The sequence below is a fragment of the Streptosporangium sp. DT93 genome (genome assembly GCF_049844535.1).
In the GTDB taxonomy this organism is placed as follows: Bacteria; Actinomycetota; Actinomycetes; order Streptosporangiales; family Streptosporangiaceae; genus Streptosporangium.
In genome coordinates this window covers 109013-121935 of the sequence record NZ_JBNCLF010000002.1, presented here as the reverse complement: position 1 = coordinate 121935, position 12923 = coordinate 109013, and the positions used below count along the sequence as shown (strand labels likewise).

Here is a 12923-nt window from a genome sequence, read left to right as displayed (position 1 = left end):
ACGGGGATTCCCTATGCTCGACTTCCTCATCGGCAGCGGACGGTGCGGTTCCACGCTCCTGTACGAGGTCCTCACCCGCCACCCCGAGGTCGGGTTCGTCACCAACCTGGACGACCGCTTCCCCCGGACCCCGGACGCGGCGAGGCGGATCGGCGGCGCGGTCTACCGCGGCACGCCGCCCGACTTCCCCCGCAAGCGGCTGCGGCCCTGCGAGGCCCACCGGGCCCTGAGACGGGAGGTCTCCCCGCTGATCGTCGACTCCTTCCAGGATCTGACGGCCGCCGACGCCACCCCCTGGCTGGCCCGGCGGCTGCGCGCCTTCTTCGAGACGCGGGCGGAGGTCCAGCGGTCCGGGCACTACCTGCACAAGTTCACCGGGTGGCCGCGGGCCGCGTTCCTGCACGAGGTGTTCCCGAAGGCGCGGTTCGTGCACATCGTGCGCGACGGGCGCGCCGTGGCCAACTCGTGGCTGCAGATGCCGTGGTGGCGCGGGCACCTGGGGGTGCCGGGCTGGCACTTCGGCCCGCTGCCCGAGGACTACGCCCGCGAGTGGGACGAGGCGGGCCGTTCCCAGGCGCACCTGGCGGGCATCGGCTGGAAGCTCATGATGGACGCCGCCGAGACGGCGCGCGCGGCGCTGCCGCCGCAGGCGTGGATGCAGGTGCGCTACGAGGACCTGCTCGCCGACCCGCGCAAGCAGACCGACCTGGTGCTGGAGTTCCTCGGGCTCGCCTGGACGCCCGCCTTCGAGCGGCACTTCGCGCGCCGCGTCTTCTCCCCGGCCCGCTCGGAGGCGTTCCGCCGGGACCTCACCCCGGCCCAGCTCGCCCTGCTCGACGGCTCGCTCGCCGGTCACCTGCACGACCTCGGCTACCGCCTCTGACCACCGCGCCGCCTCCGGCCGGGGCGTCCCGGCGGAGCCCTCAGGTGCGCCGCGCCGTCTGCGTCAGCTCCTCGTAGAGGCTCTCGAACCACTCCGCCGTGCCCGCCATCTCGACGCTCTCCGCGCTGGCGGCCGCCCCGGACCGCAGCCGGCGGTGCACGGCCGGTTCCATCGCCTGGAGGATCCCGGCGGCCAGCGCGTCCGGCGACTCCGGTTCGGTCAGGATGCCGTTCCAGCCGGAGGAGACCAGCTCCGGGATCCCGCCCACGTCGGTGGAGACCACCGGCACCCCGGCCGCGAGCGCCTCCATGACCACCACGGGCAGTCCCTCGTAGTGCGAGCTCAGCACCAGCAGGTCGGCGGCGGCGACCAGCCGCCTGGCCTGGCGTACCCGGCCGAGCACGCGCACCCGGTCGTGCAGGCCGCGCCGTTCGATCTCGCGGGCGACGTCCTCGCGCAGCGGCCCGTCCCCGGCCAGCAGGAAGACCGCGTCGTCCCGCGCCGCCAGCACGACGGCGGCGGCCCGGATCAGCAGCGCGTGGTTCTTCTCCGGCCGGAAGTTGGCGACGCAGACCACCAGGAACGCCGCCTCGGGCACGTCGAAGCGGCGCCTGACGATCCCCGACCGCAGCGCCCAGGAGCGCTGCTCGGCCACGTCCACGCCGTGCACCCGGGTCAGCAGGCGGCGTGCCCCGCGGACCGAGGGGGAGCACGCCACCTGCGTGGAGACCGCCACCGTCCGGTCGTCGAGCCTTCGGGTGAGGTAGTCGAGGAGCATGCTGGCCGCCGCCGTCACCCGGCGGAACCGCACGGTGGTGGGGCGCCGGCAGTAGTGCACGGTGGAGACCAGGACCGGCCGGCGGGGGGTGAGCCGGGCGGCCAGCCACAGCGCGGCGGCCGGGGTCGGCGAGTGCACGTTCAGCACGTCCGGGGCGAGCCTGCGGACGGTCCGGACCAGGTGGGCGTAGACCAGCGGGCGCGGGTCCCGGCTGAGGTCGACGACCGCGATCCCGGACGCGCGCAGCCCCTCGATGAGCTCGCCGGTGGACGCCTGGAGGCAGACCACGGTGTAGTCCTTGTTCACCCGGGGGGCGCGGCGCAGCCGCTCCACGAGGAGCACCTCGACCCCTCCGGCGTCGAGGGTCTTGACGACCTCGCACACCCGCAGCTCCCTCGGCGCTCCCCCGCCCGGCAGGGACGGCCCGGACGGCCCGCTCACCGGGCGGTCCCGGGGACGGCCGCGGGCTCCGGCGGGAGCGCGGGACCGGGCACGTGCCGGGGGGCGGCGGGCCGCAGCCGCTCCCGCAGGCCGGTCGGGCTCCACGCCAGGGCGGCGAGCAGGCTGACGATCAGCATGATCGGCATCCGCTGGCGGAAGATCAGGCCGATGTTGGCCATGGTGGTCGCGTAGGCGATCGTGCCCGGGACGATGAACAGCACGAGGACGAACAGCAGCGTCCGGTCGCGGGCCCACAGGCGGCGGGCGCCGCGCAGCGCGTTGTAGAGCAGGTAGTACCAGATGAACGTGTCCACCTTGCCGAACTGCAGCGCCATGCTGCCCGGTGTCCACGGGAACGGGGCGAGCAGCGTGTAGAACAGCTTGGGGACGAGCGCGCTCCAGGCGTTGCCGCCGTCCTCGAACAGCACGCCCGACCCTCCCCCGGCGTTGGCCCGGCGGACCGACTCCGACTGCCCCAGCTCCAGCTGTTCCTGCAGCATGGTCAGGGACGCGCCGCCGTCCATCCGGGCGAGCAGCACCACCAGGGGGACGAGCAGCAGGGTCGAGACGACCACGGAGCGCACGGAGAGCTTCCGCTTCATGGGCGAGAGCCCCACCACCAGCGGCAGTGCGCACATGAACACCATGTAGGGGCGCACGTGCCACAGGGCCCACAGCAGCGGGACCATCAGGAGCAGCTTGCGCACGTCGAAGCGCTTGACGTTCGAGACCACCAGCCACAGGCAGGTGACGACGAGGAAGGCGTTGATGCCGTCCTTGAACGTGTCGGAGGTGTGCACCAGCAGGGCCGGCAGGAAGGCGACCACCATGAACAGCCGGAACGCCGCGCGTTCACCGGCCCCGATGAGCTGCGCGAACCTGTACATGACGATGCACAGCAGGCAGGACAGGGTGGCCACCACCGCCGTGCAGGCCAGCGTCGCCGGCCCGTCGCACAGGTAGACGACGACGGCGAAGAGGTTGCAGGGCACCTCCATGGAGTGGATCGCGGCGATCTGGTCGGCGGTGACGAACCGGAAGCCCGACTGTCTCCAGTAGGTGGCGATCTCCCAGGCCCTGGCCATGTAGGTGCGGTTGTCCCCGCCGTACTCGATGATGCGCGGTCTCATCACCAGGACGTGCACGACCAGGCGGGTGACGAAGGCGAGGACCAGCACCGGGAGCAGCCGGTTGGCCTGGCGCACCCCCAGCCCGGCGTAGGTCACGAAGATCAGGAACGCCGCCATGAAGACGACGAGGAAGTACTCCATGGACGGGTTCACCTCGAAGACGCGTCAGGGGCGCGGGACTCCCGGCGGGCGGGCGGAACGGTCATTTGACGCCGCGGACGACGTACATCCCGCGCCGGCGGACGATCGAGACCTCGCGCAGCCCCAGTTCCCCGGTCCAGCGCCTGATCGTGCGGCGGAACTGGGGTTTCTCGTAGCGCGGCGAGAACCAGTCGAAGGTGTCCAGAACCGACCACTCCAGCTCCGTCCCGGCGTCCTTCAGGCCCAGGTGGCGGTGGTTGGCCACCGGGACCAGCCGGGCGAGTCCCTGGCCCACGCCCGGGACGGCGCTGAGCGCCGTGGACAGCGGCAGCAGGCGCGGCACCGCCCGTTCCACCAGCGGGTACAGCCGTTCGGGAGGCATCCGCCGGGTGAAGGGGCGGATCAGTTGCCGCAGGTGCGGGTAGGCGATCGGCGCCGCGTAGACGTCGACGCAGAACCGGCCCCCCGGCTTCAGGTGGCCCATCAGCGTCGTGAACGCCCGCCGCACGTCGGGCGTGTGCTGGATGACCCCGAGGCAGACGACGACGTCGAAGGACTCGCGGGGAAGCGGCAGCTCGTAGACGCTCGCCCGCAGGAGCCTCAGGTTGGGGAAGCGGCCGTTGGAGGCGGCGTTGGCGTGGACGGCGCCGGACAGGTCGAACGAGGTCACCAGGGCGCCGGTCTCGCAGAGCACCTCGGTGAACCGGCCCGCCCCGCTGCCGCACTCCAGCACGGTCCTGCCGCGCAGGTCGCCGGCGGACCAGCCGCCCGCGGTCATCAGCCGGTCGCGGGAGATCGGCATGCCGACATGGGAGTCGAGCTGCGTCAGCCGGTGCCTGGTCCACTGCAACCCGAACCCGTCGGCGTAGCCGTCGCGGGGGACGAACCGGGGGATGCCGCGGTCGACGGGGTAGCCCGCCCCGCACCCGGAGCACCGCAGCGCGTTCTCACCGTCCTGCTCACCGTCCTGGGCCTCCTGCCCGCGCGGCCCGCCCGCGCCGCGGACGTCGTCCCGCGAACCGGCGGACCCGCCCGGCTCCCCGTACGGCCCGTACGGTCCGGCGGACCCGCCCGGCTCCCCGTACGGCCCGCGCGGCCCGGCGTCCTGGCCGTCCTCGGCGTGCAGCGCGCCCCCGCAGCGGGGGCAGCGGAGCGGCGGGTGCCCGGTGACGCCGGTTCCCGTACCACCGGCCATGTCGTCCGTGAAGGTCATCCGGCCACCCGTTCAGCGAGAGGGAAGGAAAGGGACGCGGCGTCGGGGCCGGATCCCGGGGGCCTGCCACGGGGGTCCGCCGCGGGCGTCCGCCGGGCGGGCCGGTGGACACGCCGGGCGCCCGCGACGAGCCGGAGTCGTGCCCGTCCGCCACGTTCGTTCCCAAGCTCGCACGCCGCCGCCGGGCCGGGCCGCGCGGCGGGTCCCCCGCGAGCAACGATCTTCGTGATCCTTACCCCGCCTTGGGACTCCCCTCGACCCGCCCCGGGACCACCCGCCGCGGCCCGTGACACGCCCCGGGACCGCCCGTCGTAACCCGCGGCGTGCCCCGGGAGCACCGGCCGCGACCGGCGACACGCCCCCGGTGCCGCTGGTCGCGACCACCCCGCTCCGTTACCGTGATCTTGCAGTACGTCACCGACGGGGACCGCCCGCGCCGGCGAACGGGACGGCCCCGCGGGCGCCGGCCCACGAGCGTCACCGAGCAATGGAGGACCCGATGTGCGGGATAGCCGGGGTCGTCTCGACCTCACAGCCCGATCCGGAGCTCGTCCGCCGCATGTGCGACGTGATCGTGCACCGGGGCCCCGACGGCGCGGGCTTCCACACCGACGAGCACGCCGCGCTCGGCATGCGCAGGCTCGCGATCGTCGACGTGGCCACCGGGGACCAGCCCGTCCACAGCGAGGACGGGCGGGTCGTGTCGGTCTTCAACGGGGAGATCTACAACTTTCCCGAGCTGCGCCGGGAGCTGGCGGGGCGGGGGCACCGGCTGCGCTCGGCCGGCGACTCCGAGTGCCTCGTCCACCTCTACGAGGAGCACGGCCCGCACCTGGCCCGGCTGCTGCGCGGCATGTTCGCCTTCGCCGTCTGGGACCGCGACCGGCAGCGGCTGGTCCTGGCCAGGGACCGGGTGGGCAAGAAACCGCTGTACTGGTGGGCCGACGAGACCTCCATCCGGTTCGCCTCGGAGCTGAAGTCGCTGGCCCGCGACCCCGCCATGCCCCGCGAGATCGACCCGGTCGCGCTGCACCACTACCTGACCTACCGCTACGTGCCCGCCCCCTGGTCGATCTACCGGGGCGTGCGCAAGCTCCTGCCCGGCCACGTGCTGGTCTGGGAGCGGGGCCGCGTCACCGTGGACCGCTACTGGCGGCTGGACCGCACCCCACGGCCGGTGACCGACGTGCGCGAGGAGGAGGAGCGACTGCGCGAGCTGATCCTGGAGGCGACCCGGATCCGGATGGTGAGCGAGCGTCCCATCGGCGCGTTCCTGTCCGGCGGGATCGACTCCTCCGCCGTGGTCGCGGCGATGGCCATGCAGAGCCCCGAGCCGGTCAAGACGTTCTGCGTCGGCTTCGACGACGGCCGCTACGACGAGCGCGCCGAGGCGCGGCAGGTCGCCGAGCGCTACTCCACCGACCACCACGAGCTCATGGTGACGGCCGACGTCCCGGAGGTGCTGCCGCTGCTGGCCTGGCACTTCGACGAGCCGTTCGCCGACTCCTCGGCCGTGCCGAGTTTCTACGTGGCGCGGCTGAGCAGGCGGCACGTCACCGTGGTGCTCAACGGCGACGGCGGCGACGAGTGCTTCGGCGGCTACCAGCGCTACGCCCTGATGAACCAGGCCGCCAGGCTCCCGGCGATGCCCGGCGCCGTGGCGGCGATGTCCGCCCGCGCCGGGACCCTCATCACCGAGCGGAGCCGCTACCGCTCCCCGGCCCGGCTGCTGGGACGGCTGATGCGGTTCGCCGCCGAACCTCCCGCGCGCCGCTACGAGGGCCTGATGTCCTGCTTCACGCCCGCCCAGAAGGACGAGCTGTACGAGCCGGAGCTCCGCGGCCACCTGGCGGGGGTGGACAGCGGCGCGCTGCTGGAGGAGGCGTTCCTGGGCTCGTCGGCGACGACCGCGCTGGGCCGGGTGCTGGACGCGGACGTCGCCGGCTACCTCCCGTACGACCTGCTGGTCAAGGTCGACATCACCACGATGGCGAACTCCATGGAGGCCCGCTCGCCGTTCCTGGACCACCACCTGATGGAGTGGGCGGCGGGGCTGCCCGACCCGCTGAAGGTCCGCGACCGGCGCACCAAGCTGCTGCTGCGGCGGGCGGTCGCGCCCTGGCTGCCCGGCCGGCTGCACAACCGCCCCAAGCGGGGGTTCGGCGTGCCGCTCGCCGCCTGGCTGCGGGGCGACCTGCGCGAGCTCGCCCACGACACGCTGACCGACGACACCGCCCGCGGCAGGGGATTGTTCCGGCCCGAGGTCGTGGCCGGCCTGCTGCGGCGGCACGACGAGGGCGCCGACCACGGCGACCGGCTGTGGGCCCTGCTGCAGTTCGAGCTCTGGCACCGGGCGCACGCGGTCCCCGGCGGCACCGTCATGGCGGAGATCGGATGCCCGCGGTCCTGAACGGGAGCAGCACCCTGGGGCGGACCGTCCAGACGATGGCCAGCCACCTGGTGCGGCTGACGCTGGCGGCGCTGACGGGCATCCTCATCGCGCGCACCCTCCAGCCGGAGGGGCGGGGCGTGTACGCGATGATCGCGACCACCGGCGGGATCGCGATCGTGCTGGGCAACCTGTCGATCGGCAGGTCGCAGATCGCGCTCTGGCCCGATCCGGCGCGGCACCGCGCGCTGACGGGCAACGGCCTGCTGCTGGGGCTGCTGTCGGGCGTGGTCTCGGCGCTGGTGACGCTGGTGGCGGTGACCGCGTTCACGCCCGTGCCCGCGCCGCACCTGCTCGTCATCGCCCTGCTGGCGGTGCCGTTCGGCGTGGCGGCGGCCAACCTCAACGGGATCGCGCTGCTGCGCTCGCGCAGCGACCTGGCCAACCGGGGCGTGGTCGCGACGGCGCTCGTGCTGAACCTGCCGATCCTGGTGCTGTCGGCCACCGGGAACCTCACCGTGGCGGCGGTGATCGTCTGCTGGGCGCTGGCCATCTGCGCGCCGTTCTGGCTGCTGCTGGCCGCGCTCGGGCCGCGCGCCATGCGCGCCGGGGCGTCGCTCGCCCGCCGCCAGCTCGCCCTGTCGTGCCGCTACCATCCCGGGCTGGTCGCGTTCCACCTGCTGCTGACCGCCGACGTCTTCCTGCTGAGCGCCCTGGTCTCCCCGGCCGAGGTGGGCCTGTACACGGTGGGGACGGCCCTGCTGACCTTCTCCCGGGTGCCGGGCGACGCGGTCACCCAGGTGGTCCTGCCCCGGCAGGTCGTCGAGGACGGCGCCGACGCCCGGGACGTCACCGTGCGGGTGCTCCGGCTCAACCTGGCGGTCTCGGCACTGTCGGCCGGCGCGCTGGCCGCCGTCGCGCCCGTGCTCGTCCCCCTGCTGTACGGCGCCGCGTTCACCGGCAGCGTGGCGCCGCTGCTGCTGCTGGCGCCGGGCATGGTCGCGCTGTCGCTGCTGCGCCCGGTCGAGCAGTACCTGATCCGGCTGGAGCGCCCGGCGACCATGACGGCCGTCGCCGCCGGAGCCCTGGCGCTCGACCTCGCCCTGAACCTCGTCCTCATCCCCCGCTGGGGCGCCTCGGGCGCCGCCCTGGCCGCCACCGTGAGCTACACCGCGATGGCCGCCGTGGAGATCACCTGGTTCGCCGTCACCACCTCCACCCCCCCGCGCGACCTCCTCCCCCGCCCCTCCGACCTGAGAGCCGCCCTCAAACCCCCCACCCCGCTCCCAGCACCCCCGTGAACCCCCCGAGGGACCAAGCCCACGAACCCACCCGGGGACTCCCCGTGAGTCCGCGCCGGCGACTGGACCGAGGAGAGGAAGGTCGTGAGGAACGAGCGACCTCCCTCGACGAGGGAAGGAGCCGGATCTGAGCGGACTCACCGCGACGCACCGGCGTCGCCATGAACACAGAGCCGGATCTGAGCGGACTCACCGCGACGCGCCGGCGTCGCCATGAACACAGAGCCGGATCCCAGCGGCCGAACCGCGACGCGTCAGCGTCGCCGTGACACGCCGCCATGACACCCCTATGAACACCCTCCCTCACGTTTAGGTAGGGAGTAGGAAAAACATCGCGCCGTCCCCGTGATGGTGCCCGCTGACGGATCCGGCGGAGAACTAGTTTCTCCGACGTGAGCCAGGCCTGTCAGCAAGGAGCCTCCATGAAGCCAGACGGCCGGATTCGCGTCATGGAGATCATCGCGCGAATGAACGTCGGCGGTCCCGCCACCCAGGTCTCGGGGCTGCACGAGCGGCTGAACCGCGAGGAGTTCGACCACCGTCTCTACACCGGCCACGTCGGCGCCGGGGAGGCCGACCACCTGCTGCTGCACGGCGCGCGCGCCCCGGTGCACCACGTTCCCGGCCTGGGCCGTTCGGTCAGGCCCGGTGACGACCAGCGCGCCCTGATCTGGCTGGTCCGCGCGATGCGGTCGTTCCGGCCGCACATCGTGCACACCCGCACGGCCAAGGCGGGCGCCCTGGGCCGGGTGGCCGCCCGGCTGTCGGGCGTCGGCGCGGCCCGGGCGCACGTCTTCCACGGCCACCTGCTGCACGGGTACTTCTCCCCGGTCAGGCGCGGGCTCTACGTGCGCTCGGAGCGGCTGCTGGCCCGGCTGTCGGACCGGCTGGTGACGGTCGGGACCCGGGTCAGGGACGAGTTACTGGAGGCGGGGATCGGCCGGCCCGAGCAGTACGTCGTCATCCCCCCCGGGGTGCGGCTGGGCCCGCTGCCCGGCCGCGAGGAGGCCCGCGCCGCGCTGGGCCTGCCGCAGGACGCGCCCGTGGTGGCGTACGTGGGGCGGCTGACCCGGGTGAAGCGGCCCGACCGCTTCGTCACGGTGGCCCGTACCGTGCTGGGCCGCGTCCCGAACTGTCACTTCGTGGTGTGCGGCGGCGGCGAGCTCGCCGCGCGGCTGAAGCGGGAGACGGAGGCCGCGCGCGGCTCGTTCCACCTGCTGGGCTGGCGCGCGGACACCGGGACGGTCTACGCCGCGGCCGACGTGGTCCTGCTGACCTCCGACAACGAGGGCACGCCGGTGACGCTCGTCGAGGCGGGGATGGCGGGCGTCCCGGTCGTCTCCACCCGGGTGGGAAGTGTCGCCGAGGTCGTCAGGGACGGCCACACCGGTCTGCTGTCGGGTCCGGGCCCGGACGAGCTGGCGGCGCACGTCGTCCGGCTGCTGAACGATCCCGGCCTGGCGCGCAGGATGGGCGAGGCGGCCCGCGACTGGACGGCGTACGCCTTCGCGGTGGACCGCCTGGTCGCCGACACCGAGAACCTCTACCGGTCGCTGTGCCCGGTGCCCGGTCGCGACTCCCTGCCCGAGGGGAGCAGCCGATGAGGGTCCTGGTGACGGGCGGCGCGGGTTTCATCGGCGCGCACCTGTGCCGGACGCTGGCGGCCAGGGGCGACGTGGACCGCGTCACGGTGCTGGACGACCTGAGCAGCGGCGATCCGGCCAACCTCGACGGGGTCGAGGCCGAGGTGGTGACGGGCAGCATCCTGGACCGGGAGCTGCTGGGCGACCTGGCGGCCGATGTCACGCACGTGATCCACCTGGCCGCGCGGCCGTCGGTGCCCCGGTCGCTGGCCGACCCGATGGCCTCGCACGCCGTCAACGCGACCGGCACCCTGAACGTGCTGGAGGCGTGCAGGGCGGGCGGGCCGCACGTGATCGTCGCGTCCTCGTCCTCGGTCTACGGCGACCGTCCCGAGCCGCGCAAGCACGAGGACCTGCCGACCAGGCCGCTCAGCCCGTACGGGGCCGGAAAGCTCGCCGCGGAGGCCTACACGCTGGCCTACGCGGCCAGTTACGGCCTGCCGGTCCTGCCGTTCCGCTTCTTCAACGTCTACGGCCCGCTGCAGAGCGCCGGGCACGCGTACGCGGCGGTGATCCCGGCGTTCGTGTCGGCGGCGCTGCGCGGCGAGCCGGTGCCGCTGCACGGCGACGGCGGGCAGGCCAGGGACTTCACCTACGTGGAGTCGGTGACCGACGTCCTCGCCGACGCCGCCGCCCGCGGGGTGACGAGCTCCAGGCCGGTGAACCTGGCCTTCGGCACCCGCGTCTCGCTGCGGCAGCTCACGGACGTCCTGGGCGAGGTTCTCGGCCGCACGGTCGAGACGGTCTCGCTGCCGCCGCGCCGGGGCGACATCCGCGAGTCCCAGGCCTCCAGCCGCCTGCTGCGCGAGCTGTTCCCCGGCGCGTGCCCGATCTCGCTCGAGGACGGGCTGCGCAGGACGGTGGCCTGGTTCGAGGGGACGCGGGCTCCGGGCGCGGACGCCAGGCTCGGCGCGCCCGCGTGAACGACCGTCTCCCGCCGCCAACCCAGTTCTCTCCAAGCACGCGATGAGGAGCAGCACGTGAGCAAGGCATCAAGAACCCGCTATCTGATAACGGGGGGCAGCGGATTCATCGGATCGCATCTGGCCGACGCGCTGCTCGCCCGCGACGACTCCGTCGTCGTCCTGGACAACCTCTCGACGGGGCGGCTGGAGAACCTGCGACCCCACCCCGACCTGCACTTCGTGCACGGTTCGGTGCTGGACGAGCTCATGGTGGACGAGCTGGTCCACCGGTGCGACGTGGTCGTCCACCTGGCGGCGGCGGTGGGCGTCAAGCTGATCGTCGAGCAGCCGCTGCGGTCCCTGACGACCAACATCCGGGGCTCGGAGATCGTCATCGAGGCCGCGCACCGGTACCGCAAGAAGATCCTGATCACCAGCACCAGCGAGATCTACGGCAAGAACTCCTCGGGCGCGCTGCGCGAGGACTCCGACCGCATCCTGGGCAGTCCCGCCGTGGTGCGGTGGGCCTACAGCACGGCCAAGGCCGTCGACGAGATCCTGGCCAACGCCTACCACAAGGAGCGCGGCCTGCCGACGATCGTCGTCCGGCTCTTCAACACCGTGGGCCCGAGGCAGAGCCCGACGTACGGCATGGTCATCCCGAGCCTGGTCCGCCAGGCCCTGTCGGCGGCGCCGCTGACGGTCTTCGGCGACGGCACCCAGACCCGGTGCTTCGCGCACGTCGCCGACGTGGTGGACGCGCTGCTCGGGCTGCTGGACGAGGACGCGGCGATCGGCGAGACCTTCAACATCGGCTCCTCGCAGGAGGTCAGCATCCTGGAACTGGCGAAGATGATCATCGGGTTCACCGGTTCCACGTCCGGGATCGAGCTGGTGCCCTACTCCGAGGCCTACGAGCGGGGGTTCGAGGACATGACCCGCAGGGTCCCGGACACGGCGAAGCTCCGTGCCCTCACCGGCTGGGTGCCGCGGCGCGCTCTCGACGAGATCCTCATGGAGATCATCGACGCGTCCTCCGGGGCTCCGGCGACGTTCCCGCGGTGAGCGGGACGATCGCCCTCACCGCGGGGACGGCCTGCCTGATCAGCGCGGCGGCCGTGGTGCCGCTGCGGCGCCTGGCGCTGCGCTGGGAGCTCACCGACCAGCCGGGCGGGCACAAGGCGCACACCCGCCCGACCCCCTACCTCGGCGGCGTCGCGATCGCGGTCGGCACCACGGTACCCACCGCGGTCGCCCTCGGCCTGGCCGACCTGCAGATCACCGCGATCCTGCTGGCCGCCGCGGCGGTGTCGCTGCTGGGCCTGATCGACGACTTCTCCCCGCTGCCCGCCCTGACCAGGCTGACCGTGGAGACCGTGGTGGCCGTGGGGGTGGTGCTCTCCGGCGTCCAGGCGACCGTGACCGGGACGTGGCTGGACTCGGTGCTCACGACGGCGTGGATCGTGGTGATGACGAACTCCTTCAACCTGCTGGACAACATGGACGGCGCGCTGGGCGTCGTCACGGCCGTCGCCGCCGTCCTGCTCGCGGTGACGGCGGTGCTGCAGGGCCATGTCGCGCTCGCGGTGCTGCTGACCGCGCTCACCTTCGCGTGCCTGGGCTTCCTGCCCTACAACTGGGCGCCCGCCCGGGTGTTCATGGGCGACTCGGGGTCGTTGTTCATCGGGTTCACGCTGGCCTGCTCGGCGACCGTGCTGGTCGCGGGACGCACCCCGGACGCGACGATCGCCGGGCTGTTCCTGCCGACCTTCGTCGCGACCGTCGACACCTGCGTGGTCTTCCTCTCGCGCCTGCTGACCGGCCGGTCGCCGTTGCAGGGCGGCACCGACCACGTCTCGCACCGGATGCGGCGCGCCGGTCTGGGGACCCGTTCGGTCGCCGTCACGCTGGGCGTGATCACGGCGTTCACCGGTCTCCTGTGCCTGGCGACGGCGCTGGGCCGGATGCTTCCGCTCGTCGCGACGGTCGTGGGCGGGGCGATCGCCGGTGGCCTCGTCGGCCTGCTGCGGGACATGGGCGTCCGCGTGTCCGTCCGAACCCCCCAGCCCCTCCAGAGAATCCGCGAAAGGCGACGTTGA

The 12923-nt window shown here is 73.3% G+C and carries 10 protein-coding genes; 7 read left to right on the top strand and 3 right to left on the bottom strand.

Translation table 11 applies throughout. The features are described 5' to 3' along the window. The first annotated feature begins 13 nt into the window (after positions 1–13). Positions 14–883 carry a sulfotransferase family protein gene (locus tag ACLQ2R_RS05845; RefSeq protein ID WP_425958271.1) on the top strand — a complete coding sequence of 290 codons (870 nt, stop codon included), beginning with the start codon at positions 14–16 and terminating at the stop codon, positions 881–883. A gap of 40 nt (positions 884–923) precedes the next feature. Here the strand turns inward: ACLQ2R_RS05845 and ACLQ2R_RS05840 are convergent, their stop codons facing one another. The 3 genes from ACLQ2R_RS05840 to ACLQ2R_RS05830 all read right to left on the bottom strand — a co-directional run bounded on the left by ACLQ2R_RS05840 (position 924) and on the right by ACLQ2R_RS05830 (position 4586). Further along, the gene (locus tag ACLQ2R_RS05840) at positions 924–2102 is read right to left on the bottom strand and encodes a glycosyltransferase (protein ID WP_425958270.1); all 1179 of its coding nucleotides are present in this window, start codon (positions 2100–2102) and stop codon (positions 924–926) included. Then, a complete protein-coding gene (locus ACLQ2R_RS05835) occupies positions 2099–3373 on the bottom strand; it encodes a hypothetical protein (RefSeq protein WP_425958269.1) in 1275 nt (424 codons plus the stop codon). Before ACLQ2R_RS05835 ends, ACLQ2R_RS05840 begins: the two co-directional genes overlap by 4 nt. A gap of 61 nt (positions 3374–3434) precedes the next feature. Next, the gene (locus ACLQ2R_RS05830) at positions 3435–4586 is read right to left on the bottom strand and encodes a methyltransferase domain-containing protein (RefSeq protein WP_425958268.1); all 1152 of its coding nucleotides are present in this window, start codon (positions 4584–4586) and stop codon (positions 3435–3437) included. Positions 4587–5085: 499 nt separating this feature from the next. Between ACLQ2R_RS05830 and asnB the strand changes: the two genes are divergently transcribed. The 6 genes from asnB (at position 5086) to ACLQ2R_RS05800 (ending at position 12923) form a co-directional block, all read left to right on the top strand. Then, positions 5086–6996 (top strand): asparagine synthase (glutamine-hydrolyzing), encoded by a 1911-nt coding sequence (asnB, locus tag ACLQ2R_RS05825; RefSeq protein ID WP_425958267.1) that lies wholly within the window; start codon positions 5086–5088, stop codon positions 6994–6996. Next, entirely contained in the window at positions 6981–8276 is a 1296-nt protein-coding gene (locus ACLQ2R_RS05820) for a lipopolysaccharide biosynthesis protein (RefSeq protein WP_425958266.1), read from the top strand. The genes asnB and ACLQ2R_RS05820 overlap by 16 nt, the downstream gene beginning before the upstream one ends. A gap of 422 nt (positions 8277–8698) precedes the next feature. Then, positions 8699–9880 (top strand): glycosyltransferase, encoded by a 1182-nt coding sequence (locus ACLQ2R_RS05815; protein ID WP_425958265.1) that lies wholly within the window; start codon positions 8699–8701, stop codon positions 9878–9880. Continuing rightward, positions 9877–10842 carry an NAD-dependent epimerase/dehydratase family protein gene (locus ACLQ2R_RS05810; protein ID WP_425958264.1) on the top strand — a complete coding sequence of 322 codons (966 nt, stop codon included), beginning with the start codon at positions 9877–9879 and terminating at the stop codon, positions 10840–10842. Before ACLQ2R_RS05815 ends, ACLQ2R_RS05810 begins: the two co-directional genes overlap by 4 nt. A 57-nt stretch (positions 10843–10899) precedes the next feature. Continuing rightward, the gene (locus ACLQ2R_RS05805; protein ID WP_425958263.1) at positions 10900–11889 is read left to right on the top strand and encodes an NAD-dependent epimerase/dehydratase family protein; all 990 of its coding nucleotides are present in this window, start codon (positions 10900–10902) and stop codon (positions 11887–11889) included. Then, complete coding sequence (locus ACLQ2R_RS05800; RefSeq protein ID WP_425958262.1) at positions 11886–12923, top strand: glycosyltransferase family 4 protein; 1038 nt, start codon at positions 11886–11888, stop codon at positions 12921–12923. The genes ACLQ2R_RS05805 and ACLQ2R_RS05800 overlap by 4 nt, the downstream gene beginning before the upstream one ends.